This window comes from Limihaloglobus sulfuriphilus (assembly GCF_001999965.1).
Classification (GTDB): domain Bacteria; phylum Planctomycetota; class Phycisphaerae; order Sedimentisphaerales; family Sedimentisphaeraceae; genus Limihaloglobus; species Limihaloglobus sulfuriphilus.
In genome coordinates this window covers 1,667,277-1,688,638 of record NZ_CP019646.1, presented here as the reverse complement: position 1 = coordinate 1,688,638, position 21,362 = coordinate 1,667,277, and the positions used below count along the sequence as shown (strand labels likewise).

Genomic DNA, 21,362 nt, shown 5'->3' with positions numbered 1-21,362 from the left:
ATTATCTCTTGTTGGAAATATTGTATCCTCATGCATCTTTTGAAGCAGTGCTCTTGTGAATGCAGAGTAAATTACTAGCTAAATAAACACTTCCATATTTGCAAATAACTGTGACATTTTAAACATTTTGTCAATATTTTTATTTGTTATATTATATGCATAAATAAAACATATAATATACTTTCAGCAAAAGAAAACATGAAAAGAATAAAAATAGCTATTGTTGGTCTGCATTACGGCAAGCATATTATAGAAACCCAGATTCTTTCCGGGAAAGCATCGGATTTTTTTGAATTAACAGCGGTTTGCAGTCTTGAAAAGGACGATGTCAGTGAGGTTGCCGTCAGATATGGTGTAAGAGGATTTACCGATCTTGACGAAATGCTTCGTGAAGGGGATTTTGAATGTGTCGGGCTTTTCACAGGTCCGGCCGGCAGAGCAGACCAGATAAAAGCTATCGTCAGAGCCGGCAAAGACATAATCACCACCAAGCCATTCGAAGAATCTTCCAGTTCTGCAAAAAAAGCTTTGAGAGAACTTGTAAATTTAAATAAGGTCTTATGTACCAATTCACCTTACCCCATAATGCCTGATGATATAAAGCAGATTTATGCGTGGATAGAAAAGTATGATCTTGGGCGTGCGATTTCGGCCCAGTGTTTTACATGGGCTAATTATCGCGAAAAACATGACGGCAGCTGGTATGATCAGCGAGAATTGTGCCCTGTTGCTCCGGTGTTTCGCATAGGGATTTACGCTCTCAACGACCTGATTCAGCTTTTTGGAGCCATAGAAAGCGTAAGTGTTGTGGAGTCCAGAATATTTACAGAGAGACCCACGCCAGACAACGCCAATATGTCATTGAAGTTTTCGAATGGGCTGATAGCGAATGTGTTGGCGTCGTTTTGCATAGGCGATGACAGTCCGTATCCAGACAGCATGGTCTTAGGTTTTGAAAATGGAGTTATTTACAGAAATGTTGGACCGCAAGCAATCTGGCCTCGCAAAGAAATTGAGATGACAGTCCAGGCTAAAACTGTATCGGACAAAATTGTTACCGAAAGGAAAACTATCTGCTCTGAAAAACTCAGCGGGGCATATCTGTGGGGGAATTATTATGATATGATAAAAAATCGTGAAGTGCCTTCACCCGATTATGTAGAAAGACTGCTGGGTTCAATAAAGGTTTTTGAAACGGTAAACAGGTCTTATAATCTTAATGATATTCGAACAGATAAAGTATGTGAAAATGTTGAAGATTATGATTTATCTTTAGTTTAGTAATAGTTTTAAGGAAAGTTATTATGATTAAAAAAACAGGGAATAAATTTGATGTGCCTGGAAAAGGTTTTACCTTGATAGAGCTATTGGTTGTTATATCGGTCATAGCGGTTCTTATGGCTATCCTTTTGCCCTCTTTGAACAAGGCCAGAGAGCAGGCCAAGAAAGTTCTTTGTGCATCCAATTCAAAGCAGGTTGCTATAGCGCTTCTTTTAAACGCTGCAGATAATGACGGGATGCTGGTTCCGGATCGGAGTTTTTACAGGGGCAGCCCCTGGGCGTATTACAAAAACCAGGAGCTCGCCCAGCAGCCCTGGGATGCGGCTCTGGCACAGCAGTGGTCAACGAGTAAAACGGATGCAATGAAGAAATATCTGCATTGTCCTTCAGACAAAAAGCCGCGAAGCAAGGACATATCCGATGCCTATGCAGCTTCTTTTCAGAATGTTGACGGTACGCCTCTGCCGCGGTCATACGGCCCTAATATAACATTATATAATGGTATATGGTGGTATGTGCAAGGCTACCGGCGTAAGACAAACCCCGAGCTTTCAGGTGACGGAAGCTGCCGTCCTGCCAAGGAATCCCAGGTTGCCCAGCCTGGTTCGGTAATACTGGTCGGCGAGAATCACCTTGGCAACACGGCTGATTACGGCGACTCATCCGGTTATGGTAATGTTCAGGGCAGCAATCATGGAGCGATATTCGAAAAACCTAGAGTTCATACAGCAACATACAACGGTAAACCGGCATTTACTGAGAATCAGCATTCTTTGCACAAAGATGGCGGTAATTATGCTTTTGTAGATGGTCATGTGAGCTGGCACGGCCTGGTAAAAGGAGCTGATTACTTGAGTGGGCAGCCGTTTAAAGGGCTTGAATATCCAAACAACTGGCGGTGGCAGCCTCAAAAGAAATATCCTTAGATTATCAAGTAAAACTCCCGCTTAATTATAATATAAAAGGTTATATCCTATGAAAATAATAGTGCTTTGTCTGTTTTTTTGTTCTTTCTGCTCAGTATATGCTGAAATAGCCGATGTTTTCCCTAGGATTGGTTGTGAAAAAGAGGTAGTTAAGGACGAAACTACCGGCAGAACAATAACTTATCTCACCAGCGGTGAGTTTATGAACTGCCACTTCTATCCTCATAACAAGACCTGGGCAGAGAACGACAGATATGTTCTCATCGAATCATCCCGTCCCGCGCCGGGAAGCAGCCGTAATGAATGTAAACCGGAATTTTTTACCGGCGAGAGGCAGCTTCTGGCAGCGGATGTTTCCACCGGCGATCTTTACCATTTAGCCACACTTGAGCATGAATCTGACGCATCCGAAAAGTACGGAAAATATCATTTCACAATGTCGAGTCAATACCATGCGGATTACGCCCCTGAGCATAATCTTGTCGTTTATTATGATATGACGGGGCATAACCTTTATCTGTTAAGTCTTGACACGGGCAGAAAAAAACTGCTCTGGCACGTTGATAAGGGGACAATAGGCGACCCGCCAACGATATGCAACAGCGGTGATCGTGTCGTTGTGTACATGGATATGCCCGGACCTTCGGATTATGATTTTACAGGAAGAACCTCCTACGCATTTTATATTGATGTCGATCCTGTTGAGCTTACCATGAAGGGAAGGCCAGAAGTTGTCACCGTTCTTGCGGATCGCTGGCTTGCTCCTGAAAAACAGACCGGCAGCCGCCGCAGTATGCTCAATCTCTCTCATGCGGTTATAAACCCCGCCGACAGGAGCGAGATGTCCTACTCGCGAGGGTTTGGTATAGCTGATGGCAGTGCAGAGATGAGCAGGGTATGGTACGTAAAAGTGGACGGTTCACTCTTAAAGCCTGCCAACATAACCGAAAAAGGGCATATTTATACTCATGATCTCTGGTCTCCTAATGGAAAGTATATATACTATGTTGATATTTGCGGGACCGGCGGCGTGTCAAAAGTGGAACCCGGATCGGGAGAGACAACCGTAATCTTTAAAGACACCAATCCCAGATGCCTCCACGTTTCCGTGAGCATGGACGAGCGTTATATCGTATTTGACACCCAGGTTTCTCACGGTATAAAACCGATAGACAAGTATAAAAATCATCTCGAAGACCTTGTACTGTATGACGTTAAGAAAAAAAAGTTCACATTGCTTGCTACAGTCAACGAAGGGCTTAATCATCCAAGACATATACACCCACAGATAAATTATGCGGGCACGAAGGTGGCATTTACCGAAGCGGATGGATATAACAGCAGGGTTGCTTTCGTAAAACTTGATAAATAAAAGGACAAATATTATGATAAAACTTATTTTTCTTCTTGCCGCGATGGGCACTGTTTATGGCGAAATATGTGATGTTTTCCCCCGTGTCGCAGAAAGTGAAACAGAGACCGTAACCGATAAGGTAACAGGCAGAGAAATCAGATTCCTCACAAACGGTGATTATATGAATTGCCACAGTTACCCTCACAACCGCAGCTGGCTTGAGGATGATAAATATGTAATGATAGAATCTTCCCGCCCGCGGCCTGAGGGAACCTGGAAAGCCGCGTGCGGTGAGGAAGACCCCTATTTCAGGCAGGAACGCCAGCTCTTAGCCGTAAATATTGATGATGGCAGGATATATCATCTTGCAACACTGGAGATGGAAGATACATCAAAATACGCCGGCCATCTCTCAATGTCATCTCAGTATCACGCTGATTATGCCCCCGGTTCCAACACTGTGATCTATTACGATATGTCAGGTCACAATCTCTACATGCTTGATCTGACTAACGGCAAACGAAAAAGAATAATGCATGTTCCGGATGGAACAATAGGCGATCCGCCTACAATCAGCAGAGACGGCACCAGAGCTGTGGCATATATTGACTATCCCGGCCCGGCTGAAAACAAGCAGTTTTTCGGCAGAACTACGGTTATGTATGCTTTTGATCTTAACGGCATTGAACTCACAAAATCTCCTTATATCATAAATACCTTTGTACAGCAGGTTTATAAGGAAATGCGCATTGCTCCCTGCCATACGGTTATCAATCCGGTGAACCCCGATGAGGTCTCTTACTGCCATGGTTTCAGGGATCGAAGTGACGGAAGTGTGCTTAAAAGCAGAATATGGTATTCAAAGATTGACGGTTCGCTTGTAAAACTGGCAAATATAACACCTGATGGACATATCTTTACTCATGAGATATGGGGGCCTCAGGGCAAATATATTTATTATGTTGATATTGTTGAAAAAGGATGCGTTCGCAGGGTAGAGCCGAGAACGGGCGAGGTCGAACAGGTCTTTGGGGACATCACACCCCGCTGTCTGCATATATCACTCAGCGGGGATGAGAACCTTGTTGTATATGAAACCCAGACTTACGATTCCAAGGGTAATCCCCTTGACAAATACGGTAACCACGATGAGTGGCTTGCGGTTTACAATGTCAAGACAGGCAAACATACCCGGCTGGCAAGATTTCGCGAAGGACTTCACCACCCGAGGCATTGTCATCCGAGGATAAATCTTGAGGGTACAAAGGTTGTATTTACAACCGGCCACGGCTATAACAGCAGGGTGGCTTATATGGAAATAGATAACATTGATTAACAGAGAAGGTTTTAATTGAAGCTGAACTATATCATATTCTTTATACTTGTCTTATACAGCTGTTCGATTGCCGGTATATCTTCTGAATTTCAGCTTATCGGAAACGAAAAGACTTCGTCAGTTGACACGGAGACCGGTACGCGTGTTTATTATCTGACCAGTGCCGACCACATGAATACCCATGCCTACCCGCACAGCCGGACCTTCGCGGAGGATGACCAGTATGTTATTGTAGAATCCTCCCGGCCGCGGCCTGACGGAACAGACAATGGGGGAGATTTCCCCTCATACACAAAAGAACGTCAGTTGCTGGCGGTAAATATCTCAACAGGCGGTATTTACCATATTGACTCTCTCCTCGTTGAGGACGTTGCTCAATATGGAAACTCTCATTTCTACACATCCTCACAGTACCACACTGACTATTCGCCGGTCACCAACAACCTTGTATATTACGATATGACAGGCCACAATCTATACCTGATGGATTTCGATACCGGGGATAAAAAGCTCCTCTGGCATTGTAACGAAGGCACTATAGGTGATCCGCCGAGCATCTCTGAAGACGGCAGCAGGATCATGGTTTATGTGACGCATCCCGGGCCGGCAAGCGACAATATGCTCCGAGGCACCTCCAAAGGCGTCTATGCAATTGACCTTGATGATACAACAGTCATAAAGGGTCCTTATCTTGTCTATGCCACTATTGATAGAAGGCTGACCGACACAACTATGGGTCTTGCACACATTATCGTAAATCCGGCTAATCCGGATGAGTTTTCATTCTCAAGAGGTTATGGGGGTTATTCAGACGGCAGTATCGAAAAAACTCGTGTATGGTACGGCAGGGTGGAGAGCCCACTGATAAAAGTGGCACTTCCAACGCCTGTCGGAATGATACATACTCACGAGATATGGGGGCCGCAGGGTAAATATATGTATCTTGTGGCTATTGAAGGCACTGGGGCTATATGGAAATTTGACCCCCGTACCGAGAAGAAAGAAATCCTTACCCAGGGAATCAATCCAAGATGTCTGCACGTAAGCACCTGTGGAAGTGAACGGTTTTTTGTGTACGAAACACAGACTTCACACACAATCAAACCGCTTGACGAATACGCAAATCACACCGAAAGTGTGTATCTTTATGACCGGATTACCGGCAATACAGTTAAACTTGCAAATGTTGTTGAGGGACTTAACCATCCGCGGCATGTTCATCCGCAGCTGAACATGGCCGGTGACAAGGTCGTTTATACCGAATCAGACGAAAGTGGTTCAAAAATAGCTTTGATAGAGCTCGAATAAAATGAAGATGATCAAAACAATATTATATATCAATACGCTGTTTCTTACACCCTGCTTATGTCAGATTTCGACTAACTTCATAGAAGTACCCTGTACTGTAATTGGGCAGGAGTACAACGCGGTAGCATTTGGCATTGGCAGCGACAACTGCTTCGCTTCGCCGGGCGGAAACACGGTTGTTACTTTGGGCGAAGATGACTTTTTTATAATAGAAACAGACGGATACAGGGCTTCAGGCCGTCCGGTTGAAGGCGAAAGACAACTTTACGCAGTAAATTTATCCAACAATAAAGCATTCTGGTTAGAACCGATAACCTCCGAAGAAACGGCGAATTACCTGAAGGGACACTATGACTTCACCCTGGATGCTAACTATACTGTAGATACCGTGAACAAGGTTGTCGTTTATAAAACCGTGGGGGGACATCTACTCAAGGGGATACTTCTCGAAACTGCGGTAAAACGTGATTATATGATCTTTGACCAGGGAACGATTTACGGATCTCCCGTTTATCATCGCGAAACAGAGTCTATCATCGTTAATGTTGTCCATTACGGTCCGGAAGAAACGGACGCGCTTGGCGGTATGACATCAGTTGTATACCGGATCAAACTTGACCGGGACGGTTTGATGCAAAGCAAAGAGATACTTCTTGCACGTCCGGCTTTCAAAGACAGCGATGGTAGTATAGTTTTGGATATTGCAGCCTCGGTTGACAGAACCGGCCAAAAAACCGCTCTGGCCCGTGGTGTATTTGACTCAGACTTAAATCTGCAATATGTACGTTCAATCCTTTTTTCAGATGATTACGGCTCCATGCTTTATGAAGTGGCTGATGAGGTTGATTTTAGTTTTATTCCCCGGATTCAGTGGGACGGCTTAAGCCGTCTGCTGTATTACACGACCGGAGCGAAAATAGCCCGTACAGGGGTTATGAGCAGAGATACCCAGTTCTGGACAGTCTCACCTGCGGCGGTGAGGCGCTTGCTCAAACCGAGGAAAATTGCTTCCCGCCTTCCTGCTTCGGGAACGGCTTCAGTTATAACTGAAATTACCTATAATAATAAGAATGAGACTATGTTATATGTTGAGAGTTCGGATATGAGCAGGTTGAAACTGCTTAGAAGTACAGGCAGCGCCGTACTCAGCACTTCGCCAGAGATATCCAGTGTGGGTTTTTCCGGTGGAGGCATATCGTTTACGAGTTTAATAGATAATAAAACTGCGGCAGTGTATATGCCGTTAGAACAATATTTGGTAGATGTTCAATGAAAGGAAATCTTATGAAACGATTAATTTTTTGTTTGTCTTTGAGTCTTTTACTGCTAACCAATGCGGCATTCCCATTTGACGCGGGGCAGAATCTGGAGGTGTATTATCCTTTTGACCAGACACAGGGCACATCTGTCACAGACACGGTCGGCCCCTGCTCTGGAACGGTAACTTCCCTTGACGGGCAGGCTCTGGGCACCTTCTGGGGGGCAGGTAAATTTAGCGGCGGGATCAATCTTGACGGTATGACCGGTGTTTTACTCTCTAATGCGCATATACTGGGTAATTTCCAGAACAAAACCCTCTCAATGTGGTTTTGCCCTGACGCTTCGACAGCCGGGTCGGATCAGAACTATTTTCTCTGGAGTAACAGAAACTCCGGTGCCGATGAGTTCAAGATATATGTCCTCTACCGTAATAACTCTATTCAGTTTGTAGCGGCCCTTGACGGCGGCGGTTCGCAGACAAGGATTGTTCCCATCGATCCTCCGGATGGCAGCACCTGGCATCATGTTGCAGTGGTTATGAAAGATGGTGCAGTTTCAGGGACTACAGACTTCGATTATTATCTTGACGGAAGCCTTGTAGAAACCACTACAGGCGGAGTGCAGCATACAGACGGCTCTGTTAACGGTCCTTCTATCGGGGCTAACGCCGTTGATGCGGCTCCTTTGAATCCCCCTACTAATCATCAGGCTTTTGTAGGCAAAATAGATGAATTCAGGATTTATTCCGCGGCTCTGATAGATACAGATATTGCAGGACTTTACGCACATATTCCTGAGTCAAGCGGCCCGGGAGAATTCAATCCTGAACTGGATATGGATATTTATTATCCCTTTGATCAGGATTCAGGTGAATACGCATATGACAGCATGATGACACAGGATGCACAGGTGCGGTATCTTGACGGCGGCAGTTCATCTCCGTGGGGGGCCAATGGTGTTGACGGCCTGTTCGATTTCTGCGCAGAATTAGACGGAACAAATGCCTTCCTGATTCCAAATGCTTCTGTTCTGGGTAATTTCCAGAATAAAACAATTTCCATGTGGGTATGTCCGAGTACGGACGTGTTTAATGTTGACAGAAACTATTTTATCTGGAGCAATAGAAACTCAGGAGCTGATGTTTTCAAGATTTACCTCTATTACAAGGCCAGTCAGCTTCGCTGTGCTACAGAAACCGGCGAAGTGAGGGTTGATATACCCACACCCGACGGGCAGACATGGCATCATATTGCGGTTGTTATCGAAAATACTGCTGATGATCTGTGCAGCATGAGTTTGTACATCGACGGAAATCTTGGAGGCAGCACGGCCGGTAATGCAAGGCATACAGACGGTTCTATCAACGGTCCGTCTATAGGCGCAACCGCGGCAGATGCCAGTATACCTGTTGAAAGTTATCAGGGATTTCTCGGCAAGATAGATGACTTCAGAATTTACGGCAGGCCACTGCAGCCGGTTGAAGTAGCTGCACTCAAGGATTATATTCCCCAGGAAGCCGTTATAGATATTACCAGCAGCCTTGATTTATATTGGAAATGCGATGAGACCAGCGGTATTATCCTCAGCGACTCTGCCGGCAACGACATCAATAATGGCGTCATCGTGAATGCACCGTCCGGTGACCAGTCATGGTGGACCGGCGCCTATAACGGCGGTATCTGGCTTGACGGAGCTTCGTGTTTAATACTCGATGATGTCAACGACACATACTCTTTTGGTTCGGACTCAACAAATAACAAGACTGTTTCCATGTGGATAAGGCCCGACGCCATCCCCAGCGGTGACAGATTCCTTTTCAGTGTCCGTCCGGGCGGGGGAATGATGTACAAGGTGTATATTATAGTCAAGTCAAACGGTTCTGTAGGTCTGGTCTATGACTATTGGCGTGAACATATTCAGGAAGAGCTGCCTGATGGAACTATCGTTGATGATTATGTCATGCATCCAACAAGTTTTTTCTCTGCTGCTGATGCGATTGCACCGGATCAATGGACGCATGTTGCAATGACTATCAACCAGACATCAGATAACTTCAGGACCTTCAGCCTGTATCTTGACGGTGAGATGATACACTCGGCCCCTGGGGCGGAAGTGGAAACCGGAAACGTCTTTTATGGTTTAACTATAGGAGGACATGCCGGTGATGTTGCCGTTGCTCACGCCAGTTTCAGCGGTACTCTCGATGAAGTCAGGATTTATGACAGGCCAATGTCCGCTCCGGAGATACAGGCCCTTTACAGTTACGGCCCCGTTCTGGCTGGTGATGTTAACGGCGATGCGGCTTGTGGTCCGGCTGATGTCAGTCAGATGGCAGGCATGTGGCTTAACAGCAGTCTCAGTGTGGCCGGCACGGAATCCCTTATCGAAGATGGGAACTTTGAAAGCTATGCTGACCAGACGGCTCTTGAGGGCAAATGGTTTGAATTCCCGTTAGCACTTGCGGATTTCGCGACTGAATCGACGGTTACACTTCTCACGAACCCCGCCGATGCGTACACCGGTTCTAATGCACTTCGCTGGAATTACAGAGATATGGATTCTAATACAGGCCTTTCTGCTTTCACCGAGATTGTCTATATACTCGATAATCCGATCGATCTGACCTCGAGCGATCTTGTTACAGCTATGATCAACAGACATGAGGGCAACAGCCTTGAAAAGGCACTTTATATAAAGTTTCTCTCTGGAACAGGTACCGCGCAAGAATTTGCTGCCGATGCGTCTAACCGTATAAAGGGCCAGATGCTGATTAAACGTCCAAACGGCAGCAGCGCAGAGCCTGTTGGGTGGGATCAGTGGGTTATTGATCTGCATGACCTTCAGTATCGTTTTGGTGATGCCTACAGCGATCTCAATGATATCGGCGCGCTGCTTTTCGGCGTATGGACACCTGCTGATGATGACAACGGAGACGGCGTTGGCGTTATCGATATTGATGACATTAAGATTGTTTCTCTGCCTGAGTGTACGGGAGATAATCCTGAGGATATAAATGGAGATTGTCAAATTGACCTTGTTGACATGAGTCTGTTTTCCGCAGACTGGCTTGTGTCGAATACTATGCCTGGAATAACACAGTGACATATGGTTTGTATGTTATAAATTTAACTATAAACTGGTTATAGTGGGTTTTCCCGCATTTGAAGAAATTTGACATGCGGCGGAGACCCGCTATAATCTTTCTGATATGAAAACTTATACAAAAGTAATTGACAAGGTTGGTGTATACTTAACTACATTTGTAAGCGGATCTACTTTTACCATGGGAGATACTGCTGCAAAATATATGAGGTTGCTTTTTGTGAAATCCGGCAAGGCATCTTATTGTATTAACGGTAAATCTTACCATGTTTCTGAGGGGCAGATTGTTGCTCTTAGTAAAGGGCAGAAAACCCTCTTTGAGACTTTAAAGGGAGAGAAGTTTTTTGTGTTCTGTTTCCTTCTTAGCGACAAACTTCAAATACTGACAGATGATTTTGCAGATGTGGTCTTCGCAGATCCCTGCCCTGTCAAGGTACCCAATGAATACCTTCACCAGCTTATTCGTGTTTGCAGAGGTTTTCTTGGAGAACAGGGGGCTGAATTGGCCTATTCAGATTTTATAATAAGAAACGGCGCTTTCGTTGTTTTGATTCAGATATATCGAGTAAAAAAGGGTGTTTTTAAATCAGACATAAAATTAACCGGCATTGAAAGAGTGGAAAAAGTTTTGAATTACGTGAAATTTCATTATTATGATGATTTGAAACTGGAACAGGCCGCTGTAATGTCGGAGCTTTCAATAAGGCATTTTTCAACTCTGTGCAGAAGATTAACCAATAAGAGTTTTATAGGGTATCTTACTGATATACGGGTTCAAAAGGCAAAAGATCTGCTTGAAAATACAAACGATCCTGTTACATCCATAGCCTTTTTTGTCGGTTTCCAGGAACTTTCAAGTTTTTACAGATCATTCAAGAAAAAATATTCTGTTAATCCAATGCATTTCAGAAAGAACAACAGAAAGTCCGCTACATGAGAGATGAACACCTCAAATTTGTATCTATTGGCGGCTTTGGTCATGCCGTGTTCGTATTCGATGAAATTCTTAATAAATCTCAATACGAACTTTGCGGAATCGCACCGGCATTCGAAAACGAGGATATTAGTCATTGTTTAAATCACAGGGTCTGTAAAAATGTTAAAAAGTTCGAAGATTATTCTGAAATGATTGGAATTGTCAGGCCTGATGTTGTAATAATCAGCACCAGGTTAGACAGAATTGCGGATTTAATCATTTATGCGGCTGAAAACGGCTGCCATATCATAACTGAAAAACCGCTGGCGTTATCGCTTGAAAAGTTAGAAAAGGTGAATCTGGCCGTTAAAAATAATAATGTTAAGCTGGCGGCAATGCTTACGATGCGTTCGGAACCGTGTTTTATTGCGGCCAAACATGCTTTTGAAACTGGAGAGATAGGCCGGGCTGCTCTTGTAAATGCCCGCAAGTCATACCGCTTCGGCGATCGCCCCGAATGGTTTGGCGATATAAAACAATACGGTGGAACACTTGGCTGGATCGGTATACATGCCTTTGACATGATTGACTTTATAACTGGTGAGAAAATAGTGGAAGTTGCGGCTATGAAGGGAAACTTCTGTCATCAGCATCGTCCCGCTTGTGAGGATAACTGTGTGGTGATTTTTAAGTTTGATAACGGGGGGCACGGCAGCGTAAGTGTTGACCTGCTGCGTCCTGACGTCACAGAAGTTCATGGTGATGACTGGATTAGAATTGCAGGTACAAAAGGAATAATAGAAGCCAGGGCATCAGATAGAACATGCAGCATAATTTCCCAAAAGAAAGGGCAAAGAGCCATAAAATTACCTGCAGCCAGTGAGATTTATACGGAATTTTTCGAATCTACAATTATAAATGGCGCAGTGTCGGCATTGTCAGAGGCTGACCCCTTCATGTTTACCAAGGTATGTCTTATGTGCGAAAAATCCTGTGAAAAATCCATGTTTTTAAAAATAAACAATGAAGTGAGCTGAACAGAGGTTGTAGAAATGTTTAAATACGTCTTTTATGTGAGAATTTCATATATGACAAATTTTATTTCTTTTTTTAGGAAGTTTCACAATCTTTGATGTATATAATTTCATATACAAACCAATAGTGTTAAGTTGGTTAGTGATTTATTAACTATTGTTTAAGGAATTGAAGTATGAAAAATTTTGTTAGTGGTATTTTGATTTTTTCGATCATGTGTATGCCTTCTTTTGCTTCACTGGTCAGTCATTGGGAACTGAATGAAACAACTGGTACTTCAGGGAGTAACTCTGTGGCCGGTGCGGCCCCGATCGATTTTTACGGCACGGTATCCGATTCGAACTGGGTGCCGGGCAAAATCGGTAACGCTGTTAAACTAAACGGTTCTGACGGGAATTATCTACTGATAAAATCAGGAAGTGTTTACGATTTTGGTGGTTTTGAGGATATGACTATAGCTCTCTGGGTGAAGTTCGACTCGATTCCAACTGTACCTTCTGTTTGTTACCTCTGGGATAACACCTACAGCGGTTACAAATCAAATCTGGTAATTGTTGGGGGTGAGCAGATCAGGATTCAATCCGCACAAGGTGATGCGACCGGCCCGACCGGCTGGTTTGATTCTAATGCCTGGCATCATATTGCCTTTATTGCCAGAAATACGGATGATGGCCTTTGTGATTTTGAGGTGTTCGTTGACGGAGAATCTTATGTAACTAAAACAGATCTTGACAGAGATACGACCGGCAGACTTGGCTGGGCTGCTTTTGGAGCTAATGCGGCAGTAAATGGCGTTGGGGCCAATTATTTGTCCGGTGCCATCGACGACATCAGGTTCTATGACACCGCTCTGTCTGCTGCTGATGTTCAGTCACTGGTACCCGAACCTGTAACTTTTGCAATGTTGGCATTAGGCGCTCTGGTACTATACAGAAAAAGGTGATTGGCAAAACAACTATAATGTAATCTATGAGAATAAGATAATCAAGGTTCAACTGTAATAAATAAACAAATATGAATCAGATAAAAACAATAACCATTGTTCTTGTTATTGCCGGCTGTTTCTGCGGTGCAGATTCAGTTTCATTACCCGAGATAAACAGAAACTCAAGTGTCCATCGTCATGCCGACAGGATACTGGTTGCAGGAATGCCTGATCAGTGGAGATTGAGAACAGAATTAGTACGGTGTTTTGGCGCACAGAATGTTTTTTTTGTATCCGATATTGATGACGTTCATAACCCGGATTGCGATGCTCTGATACTGTATTCGGGAATCAACAGCCGGCAACAGTTAAATTTGCTTGCAGAGGGAAGACAGGTTGTGGTTCATCTTCCGTTATATGCAGATTTCCAAAGAGATATAAGAATTATGTCAGCTAAGCAGAAGGGCACATGCCGGATTGTTGATGATTCTTATTTTACAAGAGGTTTCAAAAAGGATGATAAAATTGAATTGACTTGGGTCAATCAGGCCGTTTTTCTAAACAAAAACCACCCAAAGCCGGTTGTTATGGCCGATAAAGGTGCGTTGATTGTGGAGGATGGTTTCAGTTCCGGCAGCATTATCGCTATGGATCTGGATATGCTTTCAGGCAGAGATTGGGATTTTCCGGGGTATCATGACCTTGTTCTGCAATGGCTGTTAGAGGCCTTGGGGTGCGAAAATGTTGACATGGGGTTTTATCAGGGGCGTTGGCAGGATTATGGTCAATTCATGACCGGCGTGAGAAAACTTGCAATGAATTCTAATGTCTCATTGCGGAAGATGCCATATACCGGCCAGGGCGGTTACGATCTGTACATGACCACTGTTTCCGCCGGAACAGACAAGCCTGTGGTTTTTGTTCAAACAGGCATACATCCAATCGAACCCGGCGGATGCTACGGTGTTTTGGGGTATTTGAACTGGCTGCTCGGGAAGTATCAGAGTGGAGATATATGGGCAAGGACGGTGCTTGACAACTTAGAGATACAATGGGTTCCCGTGCTCTGTGCAGGCAGCTTTGATAAGTATTTTAAAGATCCGTCAAAAATGCCTCCTTTCGGCAATACAAATGGCGACAATGTCAATCTGAACCGTAATTTTGAGCCTCTCGAAGTGTGGCAGATGTCCCGGCATCCGCATAAGGGAGAGGCACCTTTTTCTGCCGAGGAACTCAAAAATATTCAATGGGCGGTGGAACGCTCTTTAGGTCGGATAAAGGTTTTTGCCGATTATCATAATTGTTCGATGCATTACAGAGGCACAGATACATGTTTCGGCGCATTCGCTCACACTGTAAAAGGAGGTATATATGATGAGTATTGCAGAAGAACAAATCTTGCATTTAACCACAGGTACTTCTATCGCGACTTCTGTGGTTATGACCTGAAAGATGAATATACAAGTATAACTTTTGACAGCAGGCCTCATGTAGAAGAAAGTAAACCCATGAGCCAGGTTTATGGCGCTAGTAAGGGTATTCCCCTTTCCGTTCTTATAGAAATCTGGGGGATTCGTGACATTACTCCTTATCAGCAAATTGGCCAGTTTGACGCGGCGGCAGCGGCACTGGAGCAAATGATTGCCTTTGAGCTTGGGGCAGCTTTTTACAATCATACTTCCAGAAGCAAAGAATATGAATGCGGATTTTCATATTTAGAACCCTCAGAATCTTTAGATATGTATATAATTGACAGAAATAATAAAACAAGATTCCGCAAGAAGATCGTCGCCGACAATAAAGTCAAAGTTACACTAAATCATTCAGAACGGCTGATAGTCTTAAAGTCCCAGTATGCAATCAGTGGTATATAGATTTTTCAGGAATAAAAATGAATTCAAAGCAGCGTGTTAATTCAGTTCTCAAAGGTCTCAGTCCCGATAGAACCCCGATAGGTTTTTTTGCAATAGACAGTGATATAGCAGAAAAAGTACTTGGCAGACCGACGTACTGGAGGGCCAAAGCAAGATGCCAGATAGCCTTCTGGCAGGGACGCAGAGACGAAGTTGTTCAGAGTTGGATTGCTGATGCGAAAGAATTGTATAAGAAACTGGATATAATTGATATCTTACCGTTTTGGAATCACATGGCTGGTCCATGCCCTCCTAAAGGCTACTCTCCAGAGCCTCCCAGGCAAATCGAACGTGACACATGGGAAGGAGCAGCTGGTCATATATATAAGTTTTCTCCCAGCACAAATGATATTACACTTATACGGGACCCTGCGGCCCTGACAAAAAAATATACTATTGAAGATGTTTTACGTGAATATAATGCGTTCGAACCTGATGAGAGTATTTTTGAAGCATTTGATATTTTGGGATCTTACTTTTCTGATTCAAAATTCATACTCGGGCCTTACCATTCCGCTCCAGGGTGGCTGCTGCTTGGCGGGATGGAACGTGGATTTATGGAGATTGCAGTTTCGCCGGATATGGTGAGAGATTATTATCGTATCCTAATGGAAAAATCTATTGAGATTGACAGGCTTTTTGTGCGGAAATTTCAGGATGGTGTCCTCCTCGGCACTGATTTCGCCAGTAACAAGGGATCTATGATCAGCCCTTCATGTTATATGGAAATGTTTGCCGGTCCTTATAGGAATAAAATCAAAAATCTAAAGAAACTCGGTCAGTTTGTTATTCAGCATGCCTGCGGCAACAATTCTGATCTGCTTGATACATTTAAATATCTCGATATAGATTGTTACCAGTCTATACAAAAAAGTGCGGGCATGGATATATTTGCTCTTTCTGACATGCCTCAATATGATTTTTCACTCTGGGGAGGAGTCCAGGTTGAAACACTGATAAATGGTGAGCCGTCAGATGTCCGTAGAGAGGTAGCTAAGTTTATGAACCGGTTTAACGGCCAAACGGGAGTTATACTTGGAACAAGCCATTCAATAGCAGTCGGCACTAAATATGATAATTTTATGGCCTTGCTTGATGAGTACTGCAAATGGGTTTAAATCGTAATATTTATATGAGAATAATATATGGATAATATTAAATATATAGTTGTCGGCCTTTATTTTCTGTTCATGGTGATAGTCGGGTTTCTTTTCAAAAGACTCAACAAAGACGAGAATGATTATTTTCGTTCAGGATGTCAGGGGACGTGGTGGATGGTTGGAATGAGTCTGTTCATGAGCAGTATAAGCACCCAGACCTTTGTTGCCAACGCAGGCGTAGCATATGAGGCCGGCTTTTCGATTCTTTTCATATATTTGGCAAACTCAGTTTGCTATCTCATAATGTTTCTTGGAGTAGCGGCTTGGTACAGGCAGGCAAGGGTGACGACATTTGCGGAAATAGTTTACGATCGTTTTGGACTTGGTTTTCAGCAGTTTTTTTCGTATATCTCGATGATAACCCTTGTACTTTATGCCGGCCTGGGACTTTATATGCTTTCTCTTTTTGCCAATACAGTTTTTGGCTTTCCGCTTGTAACCTTAATAATCGCAATAGGTTTTATTGTTTTGATATATACTCTTGCAGGAGGCAACTGGGCAGTATTGGCAGGGGATTTTCTGCAAAGCCTTATAATGGTTCCAATGATTTTGCTTATGGCTTTTCTGGCACTGAAAGAAATAGGAGGCATCGGCAGTTTTTTTTCGGCCATAAATGCCTCAGAAGAGATAAGCCGTGATTTCGCAATTGTCACAAAAGGCCGTCAAGACGGTCTGTACGGCGGTTACTGGCTTCTGGGTAATGGACTGGTACAGGTTTTTATAATTCTGGGCATGGGTGGAGGACACAGGTTTTTTGCATGTAAAGACGGCAAAGAGGCCCGCAAGGCGGCACTGTTCTGTATGGTGGTTTCAACTGTATGTGCTTTAGTGTATTTTATTCCGCCTATGGTCGCCAGGTTGCTTCACAGTGAGAGCGTAATGCAGACGGGTCTTACCGCTCCTCAGGATATTTCCTACGCGTATATGAGTAAGCTTTTGCTTCCTAACGGGTTATTGCCATTGATGACCGTCGCAATGTTTGCTGCCCAGATCAGCTCCTTAGACACGGCCTTGAACGCAAATTCTGCAATGTTTATTAAGAATATATATCCTGAGATCATGCGGTTATTTGGAAAAAAACCGTCTCAGGATCACAAGTTTCTGCTCAAACTTGGCAGGTTGTTTACACTGTTTTTCGGTTTGATGGTAATAGTCTTCGGTGTTTATTTTGCCAAAAATGCTGGAGAGAAGGGCATATTCGAAACAGCATTCAGAGTGACCGGAACTCTGACTCTGCCATTATTTATTCCGCTTTTCATGGGTTTTTTTATTCCAAAAACACCGCAATGGTCAGGCTGTCTCTCTTCGGTATGCGGTTTATGCGGCTCTGTTGTTTCTCTGCGGCTTGGATTTTCCACACACATATTGGCACTGGTCGTTTCCGCTTCGAGTTCTTCGGCATTTGTCTTTTCTATAGTTTTTTGGAAGGGATACAATTCGTCTAAAAAAGAACTCATCAGCCGGCTTTTCAGCAGGATTCATAGACCTGTCGAGTTTTCAGATGAAATTGGTCAAGACAATGATTCTGTACTTTTCAAAGTGCTGGGAATTTTAGCATTTGCTTTGGGCAGCATGTTGTGGTTTTTTATTTTGTTTCCCAATACGTTAGAAAACAAGTTATACATAATTCTTGTTGCCGGATTTGTCCAGATAATAGGATTGTTATTGATGTTGATGCGAAAATTGCTTAAATCTAATTAGTGTCAATCGGCGCTTTAAATTAGGTCACTATGTACTTGTCAAGGAGGAGTGGGACCATTTGTAGTTGTCAAGGCCGGTGTGTCACGAAGATAGGCGACGTTCTCAGTGTAGAGCGTGGTGTAAAAATATTCATAGCTCTCTCGAATTATGGTAATATTATACGATTTAAAAGTTGATTTCTCAACGTTTTATGTTATTATTTTGTCATGGAAGATTTTAATAACACAACTATATCTAAGAAATGGCTTACAATTCCGGTAATAGCTACGATCACGCGTTTATTGTGCAGGGAATTGACACTTCAGAACGAGTATCTTCGCTTGGAAAACAAGATTCTCAAATCTAAAATCAAGAAACGGATCATTTTTAATGATGATGAACGGCGAAGCCTGTTTGAGGCGGCTTTGGCATTGGGCAGGGACCTGATGGAGCAGGTGGTAAGTATTGTCAAGCCCAAGACTATCCTTGCCTGGCAGAGAAGACTTGAGAAGCAGAAGTGGGATTATTCAGATCGAAGAAAAAGAAAGCCCGGCAGACCTCGCATAGATGTTGATATCGAACAGATAGTCTGCAGGATGGCCCGTGAAAACGAGTGGGGCTATAAACGTATTGAGGGAGAACTCAAAAAGTTGGAAATAGAGGTATCTAAAACGAGCATTGCTAACATTCGTAAGGTCTCGAGCAAGTCCATCTTGTATTGATCTTTGAAAAGTTGATAATTTGGCTCATGATAATTACTGGAGACAAATCATGAGCATTGAAAAACAGTCAGACCTGGAACAACGCAGGTTCTGGGAGATGGTAATTGAGACCTGGCGTTCAAGCGGGTTGCCGGTCCGGCAGTTCTGCAAACAGGAAGGGTTATCTGAGCCGACATTTTACAGCTGGCGAAAGAAGCTCAGTCCTGACAAGCCGACGAAAGTGCCGGAGAAATCCGGTTTTGTCGAGGTTACATTGCCCGCCGGTAATCCAACACCACTGGAACTTATCCTAAGCTCCGGCAGCGTTCTGCGTATCAGCCCTTCAACCGAGAGTGAATTGCTGGCCCGCGTGGTCGGTGTTCTGCGTGAGGCCGGGTTATGCTGACACTTCCATCATCGGTCAGGATATTCATATACACTCAACCTACCGACATGCGATGCGGATTCAATAAGCTCTCGATGCTGACCGAAAGTTTTATGCTCAAGGATCCGTTGAGCGGCCATCTGTTCGTGTTCTTCAACAAGCATGGGGACAAGTGCAAGATACTCTTCTGGGACAGGACAGGTTTTGCCATCTGGTATAAACGTCTTGAAGAGGGAACTTTTGAAAAACTGAAAAACCCATCAAAACAACCCTCAATTGAGGTTGACATTTCAAAGCTTACATGGATACTCGAGGGGATAGATCTTTTCAAGGCGAGAAGAAGAAAGCGTTATGAGCGTAAAACGCCTCCATAGGCCCTGAAAGTTAAAAATACTGCATTTATTTTCTTATTTTTTCTTGCTTTTTCAGCTGTTTCTGATATACTTATTTCATCGTTAAGAACAATACTATTTCGTCTTATCAAATGGCAAAAGAAACAAAAATAACAGCTGAAACATCTAAAGAAGAGTTACCCTCCAATGTGGAGACTCTTAAGAGTATGGTGCTCACGCTGCTTGAACAAATAGATGATCTTACCGGCCAGCTGCATTATCTCAAGCGTCAGCTGTTCGGCAAAAAGAGCGAGAAACTTGATCCCGCCCAAAGGCTTTTGTTTGAAGATATGTACGAAGAGGTTAAGGCCAAGGTAGAGCAGCAGAGAGAAGAAAAGGCTGAACCCGTCAAGAAGACCGGCAGAAAGAAAAAACATAATGGCCGTAACCCTCTGCCGGCTGACCTTCCGAGAGAGACCATCAAGATAGAACCCTCCGAAGAAGAAAAGATCTGTCCTGTATGCAATACGCCTAAGGAAGTAATCGGCTCTGAGACAACAGAGGTACTCGAATATGTCCCGGCATTGTTTTACGTCAAAGAGTATGTCAGGAAGAAATTTTGCTGCAAGGCTTGCGAATCAGAGATATCTATTGGTCCGCTTCCCCCAAGGGCGATAGACAAGGGTATCGCCGGCGAGGGACTGCTGGCTCACATAATAACGAGTAAGTATTGTGATCATGCACCCTTGAACAGACTGGAAAGCATCCTCAAGCGGCATGGTGTTGATATAAATGTATCCACAATGTGTGGTTGGGTCGATAAATGTGCTGATCTGCTGGAGCCCCTGGTTAAAAGGATGCACAGGAAGATTCTTGAGTCTCCAAAGATTAATACCGATGACACCCGTATCCCAATAAAGAGCAGAAAACGTAAAGGTTCCACCTATAACGGTTATTTGTGGACCTATATTGATGATAAGAGTAATGTGGTGTTTGATTTTACGCCCACAAGATCAAGACAAGGGCCGCTGGAATTCCTTGGTGATTATGCCGGCAAGGTTCAGGCCGATGCATACAGCGGATATGATGAGTTTTTTAATAAAGGTAAGGCCACGGAAATTGGCTGCAACGCCCATGCGAGAAGAAAGTTCGAGTATGCTATAGATGACGATCCCCTCAGGGGTACCCGTATGACGGTATTATGGGGCAGGCTATATGCGATTGAAAGCAGGGCTAAACGCGAAGAGTACTCCGATGAGCAGCTGTTGGAAGCCCGACAGAAAGAGGCTGTGCCGATACTCGAAGAAATAAAGAGCCTTCTTGACGAATACAATGCTCAAGTGCTGCCAAAGACCCCGACAGGCAAGGCGGTAACCTACGCTTTGAACCAGTGGGATGCTCTGTGCAGATATACGGAAGATCCAATTCTGGATATTGATAACAATCTGGCCGAACGTACACTGCGTATGGTCGTCATAGGTCGAAAAAACTATATGTTTGCCGGAAGTGAGGCCGGAGCCTGGCGAGCATCGATTATCTACAGCCTGGTAGCAAGCTGTAAATTGATGGGCCACGACCCGTTCGCCTACTTCAACGATGTACTGAGAAGAGTGAGCACCCACCCGGGACACAAAATAGACGAGCTTCTCCCCAGCAACTGGAAGAAACCTGAGTCTAACACTGAAGAAGGCAAAATTGTCAAAGAACAGATATTGAAAGCCTCCTGACGAACCACCAGCTTGCCCCAG

General features: G+C 44.0%; 17 protein-coding genes. All 17 read left to right on the top strand.

The genetic code is table 11. The annotated features are described in order from the left end of the window. Positions 1 to 198 precede the first annotated feature (198 nt). The 17 genes from SMSP2_RS06515 to tnpC all read left to right on the top strand — a co-directional run bounded on the left by SMSP2_RS06515 (position 199) and on the right by tnpC (position 21,341). Positions 199 to 1,281, top strand: coding sequence for a Gfo/Idh/MocA family protein (locus SMSP2_RS06515; protein WP_146683184.1), 1,083 nt, complete (start codon positions 199 to 201; stop codon positions 1,279 to 1,281). A gap of 23 nt (positions 1,282 to 1,304) precedes the next feature. After that, complete coding sequence (locus SMSP2_RS06510; protein WP_146683183.1) at positions 1,305 to 2,207, top strand: type II secretion system protein; 903 nt, start codon at positions 1,305 to 1,307, stop codon at positions 2,205 to 2,207. Positions 2,208 to 2,256: 49 nt separating this feature from the next. Continuing rightward, a complete protein-coding gene (locus tag SMSP2_RS06505) occupies positions 2,257 to 3,579 on the top strand; it encodes a TolB family protein (RefSeq protein WP_146683182.1) in 1,323 nt (440 codons plus the stop codon). A 13-nt stretch (positions 3,580 to 3,592) separates the two neighbouring features. Further along, on the top strand, positions 3,593 to 4,897 hold the full coding sequence (locus SMSP2_RS06500) for an oligogalacturonate lyase family protein (protein WP_146683181.1): 1,305 nt from the start codon (positions 3,593 to 3,595) through the stop codon (positions 4,895 to 4,897). Positions 4,898 to 4,912: 15 nt separating this feature from the next. After that, positions 4,913 to 6,205: a TolB-like translocation protein gene (locus SMSP2_RS06495; RefSeq protein WP_146683180.1), complete on the top strand. Its 1,293-nt coding sequence runs from the start codon at positions 4,913 to 4,915 to the stop codon at positions 6,203 to 6,205. A gap of 1 nt (position 6,206) precedes the next feature. Beyond that, positions 6,207 to 7,478 carry a hypothetical protein gene (locus tag SMSP2_RS06490; protein ID WP_146683179.1) on the top strand — a complete coding sequence of 424 codons (1,272 nt, stop codon included), beginning with the start codon at positions 6,207 to 6,209 and terminating at the stop codon, positions 7,476 to 7,478. 11 nt (positions 7,479 to 7,489) lie between these two features. Beyond that, positions 7,490 to 10,567: a LamG domain-containing protein gene (locus tag SMSP2_RS06485; protein WP_186804898.1), complete on the top strand. Its 3,078-nt coding sequence runs from the start codon at positions 7,490 to 7,492 to the stop codon at positions 10,565 to 10,567. A 106-nt stretch (positions 10,568 to 10,673) separates the two neighbouring features. After that, positions 10,674 to 11,504, top strand: coding sequence for an AraC family transcriptional regulator (locus tag SMSP2_RS06480; protein ID WP_146683177.1), 831 nt, complete (start codon positions 10,674 to 10,676; stop codon positions 11,502 to 11,504). Then, positions 11,501 to 12,520: a Gfo/Idh/MocA family protein gene (locus tag SMSP2_RS06475; RefSeq protein WP_146683176.1), complete on the top strand. Its 1,020-nt coding sequence runs from the start codon at positions 11,501 to 11,503 to the stop codon at positions 12,518 to 12,520. Before SMSP2_RS06480 ends, SMSP2_RS06475 begins: the two co-directional genes overlap by 4 nt. A 173-nt stretch (positions 12,521 to 12,693) precedes the next feature. Then, positions 12,694 to 13,461 (top strand): LamG-like jellyroll fold domain-containing protein, encoded by a 768-nt coding sequence (locus SMSP2_RS06470; RefSeq protein WP_146683175.1) that lies wholly within the window; start codon positions 12,694 to 12,696, stop codon positions 13,459 to 13,461. A gap of 71 nt (positions 13,462 to 13,532) precedes the next feature. After that, positions 13,533 to 15,317, top strand: coding sequence for a M14 family zinc carboxypeptidase (locus SMSP2_RS06465; RefSeq protein WP_146683174.1), 1,785 nt, complete (start codon positions 13,533 to 13,535; stop codon positions 15,315 to 15,317). Positions 15,318 to 15,334: 17 nt separating this feature from the next. Beyond that, positions 15,335 to 16,474, top strand: a complete 1,140-nt coding sequence (locus SMSP2_RS06460) for a uroporphyrinogen decarboxylase family protein (RefSeq protein WP_146683173.1) — start codon at positions 15,335 to 15,337, stop codon at positions 16,472 to 16,474. A gap of 27 nt (positions 16,475 to 16,501) precedes the next feature. After that, the gene (locus SMSP2_RS06455; RefSeq protein WP_146683172.1) at positions 16,502 to 18,217 is read left to right on the top strand and encodes a sodium:solute symporter family protein; all 1,716 of its coding nucleotides are present in this window, start codon (positions 16,502 to 16,504) and stop codon (positions 18,215 to 18,217) included. 206 nt (positions 18,218 to 18,423) lie between these two features. After that, positions 18,424 to 18,918 carry a hypothetical protein gene (locus tag SMSP2_RS06450; protein WP_146683171.1) on the top strand — a complete coding sequence of 165 codons (495 nt, stop codon included), beginning with the start codon at positions 18,424 to 18,426 and terminating at the stop codon, positions 18,916 to 18,918. Between the two features lie 49 nt (positions 18,919 to 18,967). Continuing rightward, positions 18,968 to 19,303, top strand: a complete 336-nt coding sequence (tnpA, locus tag SMSP2_RS06445; protein ID WP_146682969.1) for an IS66 family insertion sequence element accessory protein TnpA — start codon at positions 18,968 to 18,970, stop codon at positions 19,301 to 19,303. Next, on the top strand, positions 19,297 to 19,656 hold the full coding sequence (tnpB, locus tag SMSP2_RS06440) for an IS66 family insertion sequence element accessory protein TnpB (RefSeq protein WP_146682968.1): 360 nt from the start codon (positions 19,297 to 19,299) through the stop codon (positions 19,654 to 19,656). The genes tnpA and tnpB overlap by 7 nt, the downstream gene beginning before the upstream one ends. Positions 19,657 to 19,766: 110 nt before the next feature. Further along, the gene (gene tnpC, locus SMSP2_RS06435; RefSeq protein ID WP_146683170.1) at positions 19,767 to 21,341 is read left to right on the top strand and encodes an IS66 family transposase; all 1,575 of its coding nucleotides are present in this window, start codon (positions 19,767 to 19,769) and stop codon (positions 21,339 to 21,341) included. Positions 21,342 to 21,362: the final 21 nt, after the last annotated feature.